Raw genomic sequence first — 18,942 nt, 5'->3', positions numbered from 1 at the left:
GCCATGTTTATTTTAGGTTTCTTCTGGAAACGGACTACTTCCAATGCGGCCTTGTTTGCAACTATTGGTGGTTTCGGCTTATCGTTATTGTTGAAAGCCCTTCCAAACATGACCGATCTTTCCTTCCTATCGGGGATTGGTTTCTCGGTTAAGAATGCGGCAGGCATATATGAGATCCCTTTCTTGGACCGTATGGGTATCGTGTTTGTATTCTGTATTGTAGGGATGGTGATCATCAGCTTATTTGAGAACAAAAACGGTGTTAACCCTAAAGGACTTGATATTGATGCCAAGATGTTTAAAACAACCACCAGCTTTGCTGTGGGTGCATTGATCATTGTTGGTTTATTGGTTGCGCTTTACAGCGTATACTGGTAGTATTGTTTTTAACCCAAAATAATTACAAAGAAGGCTGTATCATAAAGATCGGTTGTCATCCTGAGCTTGTCGAAGGACCTCATTCAGCGCTATTAGAGCGTTTCGACAGGCTCAACGTGACAAATCTGAATGAAAATTTAATTTATGATACGGCCTCTTTTGTGAGGTGAGTTGGTTAGGCTCCCAGCCTCATAACCCACCCCCATTTAACCGCAAAGTACGCCAAGTGTACGCACAGAGGGCACAGAGCAGGTTAAACAGTGAACATACTCAGTGAACTAATAACTAATGAACTAGTGGCTAATGAATTAGTTTTGTGCTCCCAGACCTGTAACACATAACAGGTAACCCACAACCCATCTAATAGGTTCAAATGCTCTTACATGGCTTATATGGTTCAGAGGCTAGGCATCCAATTTTTTTCACCATGTAAGACATATAAGCTCATTAAGTTATCATTTCTCTGTGTTTCCGTGTTTCCGTGGCAAATTGAGATGTGCTGCTCTGTGTAACCTCTTTTTCTCTGTGGTTATGATTTTATCGGAAAGTAGCTTGTTTAAATTTTTTAACCACCTTAGGCACCTAAGGTCCAGATGGTCTTACATGGCTTATGTGGTTCAGAGGACAGGCACCCAATTTTTTTCACCATGTAAGACATATAAGCTCATTAAGTTATAAGTTCTCTGTGTTTCCGTGGCAAAATAGGCTTCATTTCTCTGTGCTACTGGGTGTGAAACCTCTTTTTCTCTGTGGTTACATTTTATCGGCAAGTAGCTTGTTTAAATTTTTAACCACCTTAGACACCTAAGGTTCAAATGCTCTTACATGGCTTATATGGTTCAGACACTAAACGCCCAATTTTTAGCATGTAAGACATATAAGCTCATTAAGTTATAAGTTCTCTGTGTTTCCGTGTTTCCGTGGCAAAACAGGCTTCATTTCTCTGTGCTACTGGGTGTGAAACCTCTTTTTCTCTGTGGTTACATTTAAAACGCAGCGCACCTGGCTCAATAACAAATAACCACCAACTTATCCCAGGTCTTCTTCTGTTGTCAAAAATATAATTGTAAACTGCCCTGATTACTAAAACGTTTAATCTATTTACACTTTTGTGCAACAGGTTTTTCTCAATTTTATTGTTTTGCATCGTGTAAAATACTTACATAGAGGTTGTTGGTATCCCTTAAAAATCTGGTAAACCTGTTGTGAATTGAAATTTTGGCGAATAAAAACGATTGTTATTTGTCAAATTGACATTTATCGTGTTGCTAAATTGAAATTTTCATAAAAATGTCATATTTTGATAAAACGATTTAGTATTCTATTATATTTGATTTAACCAAATAACTAATTATGAGACTAACCCACTACTATTCCGACATCAGTCCCTGTCTTTTTAATTTAAGGCACATCTAACTTTTTCCAGAGAAACAAGTTCAATTCATTTTTTTACCAATTAAAGATCGATTCATTATGCGATACTTATGGCTGTGCTTTGTATTTTTTGTCGCCGTTCAGTTAAACGTTTTAGCTGCCTCAGGCTCATTAAAAAAGCTTAACACAACAACATTTAATTATTCCTGTTTACAGGATACGACAAAGCGAAAGGCTTTAGGTGAAGAGGATTCGTTGAGACAAGATAGTTTAAGCCGGATCAAAATTAAAACGATCTACAACAAGCTTTCATCCAATACTGAAAAGGAAACAGAAAACTTATCTATGTTTCCTGCAATTTCCCTGCAGCAATACCTGAAAGGGAATTATGCAGGCTTGTATATCCAGGAGCCCTCTGGCGAACCTGGATCGATGCAAAACATGTTCATTAGGGGTACAGCGATGCCACTGTTGAACAAGAAAGACCTTTATGCAGCGCAGCCACTTGTAGTGCTGGATGGTATTCCGCTTATTATGGAACACCCGTTTGCATATGATATTCAACAGTATGATTTCAATCGTATTGGCCCCGCTACTAATTTATTAGCAGGTATTGATATGAATAATATCGCATCTGTAGAAGTACTCAAAGATTTGGCTGGAACCGTAGCCTATGGTCCGCGGGGCGTAAATGGCGTAATTGTATTAACTTCTAAATCGCCGGATAATGTAAGACGGATTTCATTTAACTCTTACATCGGCATGGTTCAGAAACCAACGGTAAATACCATTAACGGGAAGTATGAAAATGAATTCAGACAACGCTTTTATGATATTTATACCACCAACGGCCGGTATTCTGATGATGAGGAGTATCCGGTTTATTTAAGCGATTCACTTAATAATGTGTATAGCGGAAAATCGAACTGGACCGACTTATACTATAAGAATGCCTTAATATATGGCATTAATCTGGGTTTATCAGGCGGAACAGATCGCGCTAATTTTAGATTCTCTTTAGGAAACACCAAGAGTGAAGGTGTTGCAGATCAAACTGGCCTTGATCGGTACAGCGCCATGTTTAACATCAATATGAGACCTGTACAGTGGTTATTGTTTTCTGCTATGATTAACGCCAACCGGATTAACCGCGACAGAAACAGGTCACTTCGCGATCGTTTTGCCCAGTTAAATTACTTCCCTGACTTAAGTGCGCCATTAGCCCCTAATAAAGACTATTACGCAAGCTATTTGAGCGAATATGACAAAGGATTCGATGATAACAAAACAAATGCAATCCAGGGCTATGCCAGGCTGGTAGGTACGTTTGGTAAACTGAAGCTGAGTTCTGCTTTCAACGTAGATTACAACGAGGGATACCGTGATATTTTTTATGCCAAGGGCTTGCTTCAGGGTAATAGCTATGCTTCTAATTACTATGGTTTTAACCAGAGGTTGATGATGGATAACAAAGCGAGCTATAATTATAAAATAAATGAAGATCACGATTTCAATTTCACCCTCGGACAATCGATGATTTGGGATATGTATAAATATAATAATGCATATGCTTATAAAGGTGCCAATGATTATATTAAGATCAATCTTTTGGATTCTGAACCCATCAGAAACGGCCAGCCAAATCCTGATTACCTGACACCAAAGGCTTTTCCAAGGGAATTGACTTATCGTTTCTTAGATAAAACAGAAGATAACCTGCTCACTTTCTCTGGTAAAGTAGATTATGCCTTCCAGAATAAATATTTTCTTTCTGCTACGCTTCGTTTAGATGGCTCTTCCAATGCTCAGCCAACCAGCAGGTGGTTTTATTCTCCGGTGCTTTCGGCCGCATGGAATATCAAGAACGAGTTCTTAAGGGATAACAAAAGTATCGACGATGTTATTTTAAGGGCCAGTGTAGGCAGAATGGGACGTACGCATGTTTATGACAACTATGCTCAGGGTCCTCAGTACACAGCTTCTGTAGGTTATACCGGAAACTTAACCGTTCCGGGATATAATGCCTTTGGTGTATTAACCAGGTCATATGCTTTTGGTTGGGTAGGTTATGGTGTTCCATGGGCTTATACCGATCAGGTAAATGTGGGCGCCGATGTTTCCATGTTGAAAAACAGGCTCCGCTTATCATTGGATGTTTACAGCAAAACGGATAAAAATCAACTGATTGCGATCCCTTCTTACGCAGAATATGGCTATAAACAAGCTATTGAGAGTGGCCTGTCTGTAAATAATACAGGTGTTGATTTAACGGTTAGTGCCCTGGTAATCAATAGAAATAAATTCTCATGGAATTCGGCTTTAAATTTTAATCACAACCAAAATCAATTAAAAGCACTTCCACGTGGTTTAGATCAGATTGTGATTGGCAATAGATTGTTAAAAGTAGGGGAAGCTGTAGATCAATATTGGTTATTGGAAAATGAAGGCATTTATACTGCCGACTCTCAAATTCCGGTAGTTAATGGGCAGCCGTTGAAATATAACGGCACTGTATTAAAAGCCGGTGATCCCCGCTGGAAAGACCAAAATGGCGACAATGTTATTGATGAGAAAGATAAAGTGCTGAAAGGGAACATGATGCCGGGGCTTTCAGGAGGCTTTGATAACGGATTCAAATATGGCAACTGGAGCCTGAACACAAGCTTATACTTCAACTTAGGCAGAAAACTCATTAACCAGGAGATGGCTAATCGCTTCGACTTTGTGAACAGAGAAGGAAACTCTGAAGTGAATTCCGTTAAAGAAATTACTTTCTGGGAAAAAAGAGGCGATTACAGTAAGTATCCACTCTATAATCCTTGGAGTACAGTTATTCCTTACCGCGTAGATCAGGACTTATTCCTGGAGAATGCCTCTTTCCTGAAATTAAGATCCGTAGCAGTGGGTTACGAACTGGGTAATCTACTCAAGCGGAAAAATATCAAAATCAACAAGTTCTTCGTGTATGGATCGGTTAACAATGTATTCACCGTAACCCCTTATACCGGGCAGGATCCTGAATTGGTGGGCTATGATGGCCTGGATACAGGATATGGCCAGCCTATACCAAGAACATACACTTTAGGCGTAAAAATGGAACTGTAATATGAAAGCGAGTAATCAAAACAGATCAACGAAGATGAAAAAGATATTATACGTATTTCTATGCTCACTGGTAGTTTTAACGGGTTGTAACAAGGCCCTGGAAACAGACTCAACACGAGTAGTTGGTGAGAAGAACATGTGGAACACGGTAGAAGATGCCCGGGCCGGAATTTTGGGTGTATATGCTTTAACACGCGCCGCATTATCTGATAATAATGGGCACTGGATTTATGGCGACGTTCGTGCCGCTGAATTTACCAGTCCGAAAAGACAAGATTTAAAAGCCGTAATCAGCAATAACCTGAATGCATCTTATCCTGTAGTAGAATCATTAAGCGATTGGACCAGGTTTTATGCCATAGTAAATGCTGCAAATGTTTTTTTAGAGAACATTGCGCATGTAAAAGCCAACGATAAACGCTATACCGATAATACCATGACGGTTGATATTGCACAGGCCAGGTTCTTACGTGCTTTTGCTTACTTCTATATGGTTAGACTATGGGGCGATGTACCTTTTATTACCTCCTCTAACGAAGGCGTATTTGAAAATAAACCCAGAGAAAGTCAGGCTAAAATTTTAGCCTGGGCAGAGCAGGAAATGCTCAAAGCAGCGACAGATTTACCCTTTGTTTACAGCGGTGGCGATGTGCAGCAACCAACCGATTACTACAATGAAACATCAGGGAGATGGGGTGGCGCACTGGCCACCAAAAATACGGCCTATGCGGTACTGGCCCATGTTGCCGCCTGGACAGCCAACTATACCAGCGTAGCCACGTACACCAAGTTTGTGATGGATAATTATAGCAAAAGTGGGATAGGATTTACCTCAACAAACGATTTAACCAATTCAAATGGTTTCTTCTATAATAAAAATACCCGCCAGATGTTTGGCTTTAACTCCGATTGGGGCCATGTTGATGGATCATCTACAGGCCATATTGAAGAACTGACATTGGCAGAACCTGTTACCACGAAAACGGTTCCGGATATTTATTTGCCTAAAGATTCTATTCTCAAATATTTCAACTTACCCAACGATGATCGTTTTACGATAGATACTTTAGGGCAGGCGGTTTCAGAAAGATACTTTACCAACTTTAATGGTAAGTACCCCATCTTCAGCAAAATCAAGGTGATACAGGGTGGAGGAACAGACCCTAATTTCAGATACTTTACCAGTGCATTGATTTTTACGCGATTAGAAGATGTAGTGCTGCTGAGAGCAGAGGCTCTTGCCGTTTTGGGCGACAGAATTGGTGCAACAGATGCATTGATTCAAATCTTAGCCAGAAGAGTAAAAGCAGAGTCGGTGATATACATCAATTACGACGATCTGATCAAAGCTATTTTCGAAGAACGGCACCGGGAATTGTTAGGGGAAGGACAACGTTGGTTTGACCTGATCAGGTATAATAAGATTAAACAGAACGATCCCAAATTCATGAACCTGATTAATTCTGGAGGGATTTACTGGCCAATATCACGCAAGTTGATCTCTCAAAATAACCTTTTAACTCAAAACCCTTACTGGCGCTAAACCATATACAGATATGAAAAAGTCATTAAAATATATCAGCGCAGTGGCAATGTTTGCATTGCTTACACTTGGCTACACCGCTTGTAAAAAGAACGGGGGCTATTATGATGCTGCCGATGAAAATACTGCATTTACAGGCAATACTTACGAATATTTGAAAAGCAAACCCGGGGTTTATGACTCCTTATTGGTGGCGATTGACAGGATGGGGCTGAAAACCACTTTAACCGATAGTAACGTAACGCTGTTTGCGGTTTCCAACCCAAGTTTTCAATTGGCCTTAACCAATTTAAATACTTTGCGCAAAAGATCCGACAAAGACCCCCTGTTTTTATCCAATATAGACGGAGTACAACTCGATACCATGGTATCTTATTACATTATTAGAGGTAGAAGACCATCAGATTCATTGGTATTGCAAGATGGTTTAGACCTAAAGGGTGTTCGCTTTGGCTACCCGATGCATGCAAAATTAAACAGAAGATCGGCTTCTGGGCAGGTGGCTGCTGGCCCGGAGGTTATTGAATTTGCCAATACCAAAAGAAGCAAGTTTATAAGAAACTGGGCCATGAGTACTACCGCTTCCAACAACATCAAAACTAAAAACGGTTTGGTGCATGTTATTAGTCCCGACCACATCTTCGGATTTGACGAGTTTGTTACCCGTTTAACATTTGTTCCGCCACCACCGAACCTAATGGCATTGATTGGCGGAACATTAACGGTACATCATGATAATAATGGAGGAGCTAATAGTGGTGAAGGATCTAAGAAGGTGATTGATGGCGACGACCACACCAAATTCCTGGCAGATTTAAATGGTCGTTTATGGATGCAGTTTGAACTGAAAACACCAGAAGTATCATCCGTTTATACCCTTACCTCTGCGAACGATTCACCTGAGCGTGATCCAAGAGCATGGACCTATGAAGGGTCAAATGATGGGGCTAACTGGGTAGAACTTCACCGGGTATCTAACTTCTTTTTCGAAGAAAGATATCAGCCAAAAGTTTTCAGATGTGATAATAAGGTAGCGTATAAATACTACCGTGTTGATATAACCGAACTCAGAAGCGGTGGAGTATTCCAACTTGCCGAGTGGACCATTAATAAAACGAAATAGATCATGGAATACAGAAAATATAAAAGCAATAATCTAATGAGATTACTGGCTAAAAAAGAACTCCTTTTTGCCATGGTCGGCGTTTTGACCTTGGGCAGCTGCAAAAAAATATTCGATTTGCCGACTGAGAAAGATTACCTCAGTAACAATGTTAACTATACCAATAAAATTTTCGAACCCATTATTGGCAGAAATAACGTAATGGGGCAGTTTAATGCAGATAACTCTACATCACCCATGAGCTTTGAAATTACAAATGCCAGGTTTGGTGATGGAAGGCCGGTAACAGATATTTTTAAAAAGGTACCTACCTATGTTTGGATAGCGCCTTATACCGGATTGGAAACCAGCCTGGCAGAAATTGAAGCGAAACGTAAACTCGAAGAACATGCTTTGTTCGAAGTTCGTTCTTCCGGACAATTCATTCTTTGGGCTTCTTCTACCAATGAACTGATTACACCACGCCCTACGGATAGCACTAATTTTTCTCAGGATACCCGGTATTTCGATATGAAGATTAAAAATACAGGAGGTGAACGCTTAATTAAGGATTTGCAAATCAGGCCATGGAGGGAGCGCCCGTACGAACCATCCAATGATATGAACCTGTACACCGGGCTTCCTGCACCTGATCCGAAATTTCCATTCGATAAAACGCTGAGAGATTATATCCGTCCTTATCTCAGTAATGTTGTTGGGGTAAATACAAATGTTAACCTGGTAAGTAATGATGATAAAAAGGATGTAGTGGTATACATCAGACCATTTACAGGTGGAAATGGGCATTCTTTAAGAATTGTGGCATTAGATAAGGACAGTAAACCAATTAACCCGGCTTTATTCAATGAAACCCGTTGGGAGAAGATGATTCATGGTTTCAATGTGCAGAAAACCGCCACCTACGTGCAGTATGACGTGGCTTATCCTATTCCATTGGTAGAAATACCAACCTCATATGCAACGGGAGGATCGAGAGCAAAAGCAGAGTTAAGTTATTCACGCTTAGGTTTTGGGGGGATCAGGGTTACCGCATATGCCGGAATTGATTTCGCAATCTACAAAACAGGCGATTGGGAAATCGTATTTCACTTCAGAAACGATAATCCAAAGTTCATTAACGAATAAGAAGTTTAAAGCTAATCATTATGAAAAAATATATACGTTTTTACGCATGGCTGGTGATGTGCTTAATTTGGAGCGCGCAAGCTTATTCGCAGGAAAAAAACATCATTATAAACGGTACAGTAATCGATAAAGAAACAAGGACTGGTGTACCTGGTGTATCTATCATTCTGGAATCAACCAATAAAGGCCTTACACAAACCAATGGCAAAGGGCAGTTTTCGGTGAGTGCTCCGGTAGGGGGAACCTTAATCTTTAAATTCCTTGGATACAATACCCAAAAAGTTAAAGTAACCGGGCAAACCAGTATTACTGTAACCATTAGTGAAGACAGGAAAGAGCTCGATCAGGTAATCATCGTTGCTTATCAAAAGAGAAGTAAGGAAACCACCACTGGTTCTTCTGCATTAATTCAGGGAAAAGAGGTACAAGATGCTCCAACACCAAATATTGAAACCCTATTACAGGGAAAAGTACCAGGATTAAATATCCAAAACAACACAGGAGCGCCAGGTTTTAGGGGTTCGGTGCAAGTTCGTGGTCTTTCTACATTAAGTATTTCAGGAAGTGGAAACGAATCATTTCTTCAGCCTACATCGCCATTATACATTATTGATGGTGTACCATTGGATGCAGATAAGGCTGCTGAATTTGGTTTTCAAAGCCAGGGTCCGGGTATCAGCCCGCTTTCCTTAATCCCTCAGGAAGATATAGAAAGTATCCAAATCCTTAAAGACGCACAGGCAACTTCCATGTATGGTTCAAGAGGAGCTTATGGGGTAATCATTATTACCACCAAACGTGGAAATTCTAAAGTGCCAAGAATCAGGTATGTAACCAACTTCTTTGCCAAAACGCCACCAAAACTTCGCGAAACATTGGGTGGTAATGCAGAGAGACAGTTAAAAATTCAGCAGATTATCCTTAATGCACAAAGTATAGATGATATCAGAAGAATCGGTGAAACATCGTTTTTATCTGACAGTTTAAATGCCTACTGGAATAACTCTACAGATTGGCAGGACGTATTTTATCAAACCACATACAACCAAAGTCATAACCTGGCTATGGATGGAGGCGACCAGAAATTTAACTACAAAGCCAACCTGGGTTATTACTCGGAAAAGGGTGTAATTAAAAATACCGGATACGACCGCTATAACCTCAACATGAATATGGAATTTAAGCCATCCGAAAAATTCAGGTTTTTTGGTTCTATATTCGGTTCAGTAGGTAAACAGAATAAAGGAAATGGGGTAGGATTACTTCAATCGGGCGTTGCAGCCAATGGGCAAGCCTCTACCTTGCTTCCTCCTCCATCTTTTTATCAGGCTTCCGGGGGCGTACTCTCTGCTTTACAAACCTATAATGATAATAACTCGAGAAATTTGAGGGCAAATATTGAGGGACGATATGAATTTATTCCCGGATTGGCAGCCTCTTCTACGCTGAGTTATGATTATACTTCTGATACGGAATCTACCTTTACACCCGCGGCAGCCAATGGGCAGTTTGCCAGGTTGAATGATTACGTGGGCAGAACATTCCAGCTTTACAACCGTAATGGAATTACCTATGCTAAAACCTTTGGCGAAAAACACAACCTTTTTGTGAACACCTTCAACGAGATTTACAAACAAGGTGCACAGGCAGGCATCACCGCCCAGCAACGTATACCCAACGATCAGTTACAGGGTCCGGTTGGATATGATGCCTACTATTCAAGAGGGGGGGGGGTATTAAGCAACTATAGAAATGCAACTATTGCTTCCTTTGCAGGTTCGGTATCTTACGATTTCGATAAAAAGTATGTAGCTGAGTTCTCTTACCGCTTAGATGGTACTTCATCAAGCGGATTAGAAAATCCCTATTCCAAAAATCCATCAGTAGGTTTAAGGTGGAACTTCAACAAAGAAAACTGGCTGGCAGATAAAAAATGGTTAGACTATGGAAGTTTAAGGTTAACCTGGGGGCAAAATATTGTACCTACAGGAAACTTACAAAGTATTTATGGTATTTATAACCTGAATGGCAACTTTAACAACAGCCCAACCATTGGTATCAATTATGATATGATCCCAAACCCGGCGCTGAAACCAACTACCACTACTCAGTACAATTTTGGATTTGACCTCGGGTTTTTCAATAAAGTAACCATTGCCTTCGATACGTATTTTAAAAAGGTTGATAACCTGTTGTTTGATAGGTTTTTAGCGAATACTACGGGTTTCAATAAGCTGGCGAGTAATGACCTGGGAATTGCCAACTATGGAACCGAGTTAATGATCTCTTACAAGGTTATCAACAATAAGGATTTCGGGTTAGATTTCTCTGTGAATGGTGCAATAAACCGCGATATTTTGCTCAAACTTCCTGCAGAATACAACGGGCAGTATATCCGTTTTGATGGATCATCTTACCTCCAGCACAATGTATTTAGGGTAGGTAGAAATACTTTATCTAATTATTTAAGAATCAACCAGGGTGTTTACCAAACCGATGCAGATGTTCCTGTAGATCCGGTTACAGGAAAACGCTACCAATCGAACGGTGTATTTTTCCTGGGCGGTGATCCTATTATGAAAGACGTAAACGGCGATTATATTTTAGATGGCCGGGATTATGAAGTAACCGGTAACTCGCAGCCATTGGTCACAGGCGGTATTTCGGCCAACCTCCGGTATAAAAACTGGGGCCTAAATGTGTATGCTACTTATACGGCAGATCGAACCATCTTAAACAATGCGCTGGCAGACCGGATTGCCATTATGAGAAATCCTTATGCCCTGTCGGCTGTTGTGCCATTAAACGATCTAAACATTTGGACCAAACCCGGAGATGTAGCCAAATACCCATATCCTTATGATTACAAACGTTTTGACCAGATACAACCACTACGTGCAGATCAGACCCTATGGGCAGAAAGCGGTAGTTACCTGAAAATTAACAATGTTATTCTTTCCTACATGTTCCCTAAAAAATTGATCAGAAAAATAGGTTTGAACAACCTGAGAATCTATGCATCAACCGATAACTTAATCACCTTTTCATCGTACAGCGGTCCAAATCCCGAAAATGTTACCCCCCTCGGTCGTGATATCTCAACCGGTTATCCATTACCACGAACCTACAATATTGGGTTAAACTTAGAACTTATAACAGGCAATTAAGAAATAGGATTATGAAAAAAGTTATTCTTTATACCGTATTAATAGCAGCAACTTTCTGCTTGCCTGCTTGTAAAAAGTTTTTAGATATACAGCCTTTAGATAAATTAACCGGAAATAACTTCTTCCAATCTAAAGATGATGTTGTTGCTAATATTTATGATTTATCCCGGATTGTATTCGGAAAGTTCAATGAAACCCATTTTATAGGGGCTACCGGAGAATATCGTTCAGGAGAAGTGATGTATGAAAGCCAGTCGGATAACGCACCATCACGTCAGTTTGTAGAATTTTTAGGTAAAAACGACCTCATTACTCTCTTGAATGGAAATGTTCCATGGGCAACTAATATCAATTACAATTTCTGGCGTATAACCGATTGGACAGGCTACTACCGGGCCATTCAGGGGGCCAATATTTTAATTGCCAAGCTAGATGAGGGGGTGCCTGGTATTTCTGAGAATGAGAAAAACCAATATAAAGCGGAAGCGGTATTTATCCGCAACCTGAGCTACCTCATTATGGTTAGACTGTATGGTGATGTGGTTTACTATACCGATGCCTTTCATTCTACAGCACTACCTCGTGAAAACTTCGTCTCTGTTTTGAATAAGTGTATCGAAGATTTAAAAGCACACAAGAACTTTCTGCCCTGGACATATTCAGACCCTGCGCTAAAAGGTGTAAGGGCCAGCAGAGGCAGTATCATTGCCCTGATGATGGAAATGAACATGTGGAATGCAGGTTTCGATCAGGCAAATGCCAAAAAATACTACACGCAAACAGCAGAGTTAGGTAAAGAGCTGATCGCCAGTAATGCTTATCGTTTACTTCCAATTAAGGATTGGGCAACAGTTATCAAAGGCAGGTCTGATGAAAGTTTATTTGAGTTTTACAGAAGTGTAAACTATGGTGATGTAAATACCAATCTGGCTCCGGTAGCCGATATGTTTCTTCATTACCCATATAAACGCCCAGAGTATACCCACCGCGTAAGCTTTGCTTATTACCGTGGCGAGTACATGCAAAAGCTGTTTCAAGATGGAAGCGATAAACGCATTACGGCCTGGTTTAATGAAGACATTTTTACCGATAACGGAAAGTTTATGATGCTCAAGTTTGCGCAAAACTCTTTTGCTACCGGAGAGGAGGATGCAAACCCCGATAATACCTTCATGATTTTTAGATATGGCGGAACCATCCTTTTAGCCGCTGAAGCACTGGCTGATTTGGGTGAAGATACAGAATCCATCAAACTCTTGAACCTGGTTAGGGATCGTGCAGAAGCGTCCAAATATTCTGGAGGTGGCGGTACCGAGTTAAAAGATTTCATTTTCTATGAGCGATCAAGAGAATTGATCGGAGAGGGACATCATTACTTCGATCTGGTAAGAACAAAAAGAATTTTAAGCAACCAGTGGTCTTACAATGTACTTACCGCAGATAAATTTAACAGGGGAGCATGGACCTGGCCAATTGCATCAGGTGCATTGAATAATAATCCTTTCATGAGATTAAACGATTATTGGACTAACGGCGGTAACTAATATTTAAGAAAAAATAATATGAAAAATCTAATAATCATAGTTTCTGCAGCATGTTTATTGTTCATCAGCGCCTGCAAACGTGATGAATACTATATAGATGGTGGTAAAGCGGTTGCCGAATACCCGGGCAATATGCTTAAATATTTAAGGGATAAAACTGTTCCATTCGATACCATCGCTCAAATTGTGAAACTGGCAAATATGGAGCAAGAGTTTAGCAATGAAGATTTCACCTTCTTTGCACCGGATGATGATGTAATAAAAAGAACCATCGGAACCATCAGAACCGATGGGTTAAACCGTGCACTCTATAATGCAGGGCGCGACACCGTTAAAACATTGGATCAGATTGATCCCTTGATATGGAAAAAATACCTGCAACGCTATATGTTTAAAGGGGTAAATCGCTTAAAAGATTATCCCCAGATAGACTTCAGTGTTAAATCCGTTTATCCGGGTGGACTTTATTATGCCTACAGCAATAATGCACTGAATATTGGGGTCGTATTTAACGATGCAAACGGTATTAAGTATATCGGTTACAGGCAATTGGTAATATCTTATATTCCAGATATATCCAAACCCAACGATAACTGGTTCAGCACCCTGGTGGCCTCTTCTGATATAAAACCAACCAACGGAGTAGTACACGCCCTGAGATTTAATTCGGCCTATTTCGGCTTTGATAAAAATGAGTTTTTTAACGAGGTGTACAACACCGGATTAAAAAATCCAAGCAATTAAAACCTTATAGAATGTTTCAAGCTAAGAAATTAAGACATGAAGAAATTTAAATTCATAATAGCCATAATACTCCTATTTGCAATAGCCATTCAAGGTTGTAAAAAGGAAGAGGAACTGTTTGAAGATCCCTATGCGGATGCAAAGCAGTCTTTGGGCATCAAGATCAGCGAAACCGAACTGCCTACGCCAGCCTCTGGTATTGCAGGTACGGAAGTTACTTTCAAAATAACGGGTGTACTACCTTATAAAGATAAATTGAGCTTTATGTTTAATGGAGAAAAGGGAGAAGTTACTGAGGTAACCGCTACCACCATTAAAGTAAAAGTGCCCGATGCGGGAAGTACCGGGGTTACCTCAATCGCCATTGGCGATCAATTGATTATAGGGCCACAATTTATTGTTACAGGTTTAATTAAAACCGATATCACCTGGAAAGCCACTGCCGGAGCAAATGGTTTTGTAAGTCAGTTTTATGAAATGGTAGATGGCCGGGCACTGGTAATTGGCCAGTTTAACAATTTTGATAATAAAGGTATTATTACGCCGATTAACAGAATTGCACGAACTTCCATCGATGGCGAGTACGATCGTACTTTCAGAACAGGAAGAGGTGCAAACGGCGCACTTTCCAAAGTAATCGAAATTGGTGGGCGCTTCATCATTGCCGGAGGATTTAGTGGCTATAATCAGCGTACAGAAAATATCAGCAACATCACAAGTTTATTCACCAATGGTGCTATAGATACCGTAAAAATCAAAACGGCAAGAAAACCTTCCCTCACAGATACGGTAACCATCAAGGCTTTTCCCAAGTTTAATGGAGGAACCAACGACTTTATTGGCAGGTTATATGCGCATCAGGGTAAAATTTTGGCAACTGGTAATTTCAGGTATTATGTAAAACGTACCTACGATAAGCCGAACTATGATTTCACCCGCGATACCGTAATACTGGATAGTACCGAAATCAGGCAGATCGTAAGAATGAATCTGGATGGATCCTTAGATAAAACTTATCGCTTTAACACCGCCACGAATAAGGGCAATATTGGCGCAAACGGCCAAGTAGATACCTACATGCATACGGATGCTGATAAACTGGAGAAACTGGTTGTATTTGGCAATTTCAATACTTTTGATGGACAGGCAGCAGGACGTATTATCAGGCTCAATGCAAATGGAACAATCGACCCAACATTTAATGCAGGAAGTGGTGCCGACAACCAGATTTTCTCATTGATTTACAATGCCACCACCCGGAAATACATGATGACCGGTTCGTTTACCAAATACAACGGTAAAACAGCCATTGGCATTGCTATGCTCAATGAAGATGGAAGCCTGGATGAATCATTTACAGCGAAAACGCTGGATGGTGGATATGCCAGTTTTGCCAAACAACTTAATAGTGGATTGATCGTATTGAGTGGTGGTTTCAAAAAATATAACAATGTTACCCGAAATGGATTCATGATTCTAAACAGCAAGGGCGATCTGGCTGCGGGCTACAATACCACCGGACCTTTTCAGGGTGGTTTAGCCGACGCAATTGAAACCAAATCGGCTGATGGGAAAAAAGCCCTCTTGCTGATTGGTCATATAAACCGGTTCGACAATCAGCCAGCGAACAACATTATGCGTGTTACCATCGAATAGTATTAGCCTTTATCAATTATAAATTAACATGAGCGTTATGAATAAATATAGATTATTGCTAGGTTTTATCGCAGCGATAATAACTACAGCCATATTTTCTTGCAATAAAGATTTTGATAGGGTAATCGCTGATAAAAACAGTAAGGATACAACTTCCGTAAAATACGGACAGCGTAAGGTACTTTATCTCATTGTAGACGGTGCCAGAGGTGAATCTGTAGCAGCGGCCAATATTCCTAATCTTACGGCACTTTTGCCAACCTCTATTTACAGCTGGGTAGCCTTAAGCGATGAAAATGCTAACAAGGATGTGACCAATTGGGCAGACATGATTACAGGTGTGAAAAAAAGCAAGCACTTTGTATTAAATGACGAATTAAGTAATGCCAATTTGCAGGGATTTCCACCCATATTCACCAGAATTAAAGAAAGCAATCCAAAAATTAAAATTGCTGCGTATTCGCCATCTAATATCTTCAAAAAACTAACAACGGGAACAGATATTACGGAGACCCTGGCAGACGATGAACAGGTGAAAACAGCCTTAATCAATAGCCTCAGCAAAGATACAGCTTCCCTGGTATTAGGCCATTTTATGGATGTGGATAAAGCAGGCGCACAGTTTGGTTATGATAATTCATTTTCAAATTACAAATCGGCCATCGAGAAATTTGATGCCCAGGTAGGAGAGATTATAGGCGCATTAAAGAAACGTCCGAACTATAATAACGAAAACTGGCTGGTTGTGGTTGCATCTAACGGGGGAGGAGCATATACACTTCCTCCAAATACAGATGACCAGACGGTTTTTAGCAAACCTGTAGCCAACTCCTTTATCATTTATCATACTGCCGGATACAAAAAGCGCATTATTGTAAAGCCTTTTACCGGCAACAGATACCTGGGCAAAACGGTTAAACTCAAAGGCCAGGATGTAAGGGCAGAAATTGAAGGACCAGATGCCGATGTATTTAACATTGATGATACCACGAAATTTACCATTGAGTTTAAGATTAAAAAGAATCAGGATATTTTCAATTGGCCTAGCGTTTTAGGTAAGCGTGGAGAATGGTCAAGCGGTCACCCTACTGTTGGATGGGTAATTTACCTGGAAGATAAATACTGGTATTTTGAATGGAGAGGTACTAAAGATGGTAATTATATCCAATGCAGAGGCGCTGATTTAGCTAAAGGCCGATGGCAGAATGTATCTGTAAAGTGTGAAGTACGTGCAGGACGGAGATACATCAGAACCTATACCGATGGTCTTTTCAATAATGAAGTAGACATTACGAACTCAGGATCATTAGCCAATTCAAACGCTTTAAAATTAGGCTATTTAAATGGTACCGGACATGGGGAACCAGATGTTTACATAACAGATATCCGTTTCTTTAAAACGCCTGTGCCAGATGCAGTAATTCAAAATTATTCTTGCGAAACCTCCATTGATCAAGGGCATCCGTACTACAATTTCTTAGTGGGGTATTGGCCGGCAACAGACGGGAATGGCGATAAGATGGTAGATCTGGGGCCTCAGGCGCGTGATTTTAAACTAAAGGGAGCGTATGCATGGGAAAATTTCAACGATTTAATTTGTCCTCCTTCAGCGAGTACCTTAGCCATTTTTGTGCCTCAAACATCAGATATCCCTGCACAAATTGTTAACTGGTTCAAAATTGCCAATAAACAAAGCTGGGATCTTGATGGAAGAGTTTGGTTAGATCAATAAATACAAATCATTTAAAAACAGCATAAAATGAAAAGATTTTTAATCCTGTCATTTATAGGTTTAGCCATTTTGATTGGGGCCTATTCATGTAAAGACTCGCAGTTAGAGGAGATTACGAAACCAGAGCCTGAAACGAGAGGAATTACTGGCGAGGGAATTGTACTGGGAAGCGTAACCAAAGACAATGAGTTTGTTAAAGTACCTTTTAAAATAAGCCTAAGCGGTACAGCAACCGAGGCTTTTCAAGTGGGCTTAACCTTAAATAATGATACAGTAACCCAGTTGATCAATAGTGGAACTTTAACCAACACCATTTTAATGCCTTCGGCTTCGGTTGAATACCCTAATGTGATCAACGTAGCCTACGGAACAAATACCGGAGAAGGTATTGCCACCATCAGATTAGCTACACTTGAGCGTTTCTTTAACCAAAAACTTGCTTTTGCACTGAAATTGTCGCAGCCTGGAAAGGGAAATAAGGTTGTGCCTACCAAATCAAATATTCTGGTCGTAATTAACCCTGCCGATTTATTTAAAGCTACAGATATCCATTACCTCAGCTTAACTGGTGGCGGAATTTATAATGTGGGTTTTGGTTCGAATTACACCGTTGGTCCTGCAGGGGTCACCATTCCTTTGGTTGTCAACTTAGATAATCAGCCCTCATCAGCCTTTAACGTCAATGTGAAAGAAAATATAGATACGATTGCCACGTTGGTTAATTCTGGGGTACTTCCGAAAGATGCCATTCATTTAAAGGATACCGAATATACCATAGATACCCTAATAAGGTTTGGCACCGGATCTGCCAGTGCGGTGGTTAGGCTCTCTATTCCATGGCCGGTTTTTGATGCCAACATTGCCGCCAATAAAAAGTTTGCTTTTGCCCTGAGCCTGGCCAAGAATACCAACCATGTACTGCATCCAACCAAAAGCAAATTAATTGTGGTGGTAGATCCAAATGTTAATCTGGATAATAACTCTTACATCACCGGAAACGGAACAGGATTAAGAGCTAAATACTATAGGGATAACCAGCTGGCAGATTTTGACGGTCGAGCGCCTAATACCAACCGTATCGACGAAACCATCAATTTTAGTGGTGATGGCTGGCCGGATGGGGCAGGCATGAGCCGCGATAATTTCTCTGTAAAATGGACAGGCGAATTTTTAGCACCAGTTCGTGGCGACTATACTTTTTATCAAACCAGATGGGATGATGGATCGCGTTTATTTATTAACGGTGTAGCCGTGATAGACGATTATACCACCCAGTGGGATAAGGATTACCGCAAATTTACCATTCGCCTTGAACGTGGTGTAAAATATAAAATTGAGGCACATCACCGCGAAAACGTAGGCGGGCAGCAAGCCTATCTAGAGATCGAAGTTCCAAATGTATTAAGTAAAAGGGTAATCCCTAAAAGTCAATTATTCCCGGCTCCATAAAA

At 40.4% G+C, this 18,942-nt stretch carries 10 protein-coding genes and 1 pseudogene; all 11 read left to right on the top strand.

The window, feature by feature from the left end:
- A pseudogene (locus BMX11_RS18885) lies at positions 1–378 on the top strand (sodium transporter); the annotation flags it as partial.
- Positions 379–1,851: 1,473 nt separating this feature from the next.
- Positions 1,852–4,857: a SusC/RagA family TonB-linked outer membrane protein gene (locus tag BMX11_RS18875; protein WP_090887254.1), complete on the top strand. Its 3,006-nt coding sequence runs from the start codon at positions 1,852–1,854 to the stop codon at positions 4,855–4,857.
- A gap of 34 nt (positions 4,858–4,891) precedes the next feature.
- Positions 4,892–6,400, top strand: a complete 1,509-nt coding sequence (locus BMX11_RS18870; RefSeq protein WP_175474616.1) for a RagB/SusD family nutrient uptake outer membrane protein — start codon at positions 4,892–4,894, stop codon at positions 6,398–6,400.
- A 13-nt stretch (positions 6,401–6,413) separates the two neighbouring features.
- Positions 6,414–7,523 carry a discoidin domain-containing protein gene (locus BMX11_RS18865; protein WP_090887251.1) on the top strand — a complete coding sequence of 370 codons (1,110 nt, stop codon included), beginning with the start codon at positions 6,414–6,416 and terminating at the stop codon, positions 7,521–7,523.
- A 3-nt stretch (positions 7,524–7,526) separates the two neighbouring features.
- Positions 7,527–8,648 (top strand): DUF5007 domain-containing protein, encoded by a 1,122-nt coding sequence (locus BMX11_RS18860; protein ID WP_245738718.1) that lies wholly within the window; start codon positions 7,527–7,529, stop codon positions 8,646–8,648.
- Positions 8,649–8,668: 20 nt separating this feature from the next.
- Positions 8,669–11,815 (top strand): SusC/RagA family TonB-linked outer membrane protein, encoded by a 3,147-nt coding sequence (locus BMX11_RS18855; RefSeq protein WP_090887248.1) that lies wholly within the window; start codon positions 8,669–8,671, stop codon positions 11,813–11,815.
- 11 nt (positions 11,816–11,826) lie between these two features.
- A complete protein-coding gene (locus BMX11_RS18850; protein WP_090887245.1) occupies positions 11,827–13,359 on the top strand; it encodes a RagB/SusD family nutrient uptake outer membrane protein in 1,533 nt (510 codons plus the stop codon).
- 18 nt (positions 13,360–13,377) lie between these two features.
- Positions 13,378–14,103, top strand: a complete 726-nt coding sequence (locus BMX11_RS18845; RefSeq protein ID WP_090887242.1) for a hypothetical protein — start codon at positions 13,378–13,380, stop codon at positions 14,101–14,103.
- Positions 14,104–14,139: 36 nt separating this feature from the next.
- Positions 14,140–15,759 carry a DUF5008 domain-containing protein gene (locus BMX11_RS18840; protein WP_090887239.1) on the top strand — a complete coding sequence of 540 codons (1,620 nt, stop codon included), beginning with the start codon at positions 14,140–14,142 and terminating at the stop codon, positions 15,757–15,759.
- A gap of 37 nt (positions 15,760–15,796) precedes the next feature.
- Complete coding sequence (locus BMX11_RS18835) at positions 15,797–17,491, top strand: DUF4983 domain-containing protein (RefSeq protein WP_175474615.1); 1,695 nt, start codon at positions 15,797–15,799, stop codon at positions 17,489–17,491.
- Between the two features lie 27 nt (positions 17,492–17,518).
- Positions 17,519–18,940 carry a PA14 domain-containing protein gene (locus BMX11_RS18830; protein ID WP_090887232.1) on the top strand — a complete coding sequence of 474 codons (1,422 nt, stop codon included), beginning with the start codon at positions 17,519–17,521 and terminating at the stop codon, positions 18,938–18,940.
- The last annotated feature ends 2 nt before the right edge of the window (positions 18,941–18,942 follow it).

Origin of the sequence: Pedobacter rhizosphaerae, from assembly GCF_900111155.1 — a bacterium.
In the GTDB taxonomy this organism is placed as follows: Bacteria; Bacteroidota; Bacteroidia; order Sphingobacteriales; family Sphingobacteriaceae; genus Pedobacter; species Pedobacter rhizosphaerae.
The sequence above is the reverse complement of the archived record's forward strand: the minus strand, read 5'-3'. Positions and strand labels throughout refer to the sequence as shown.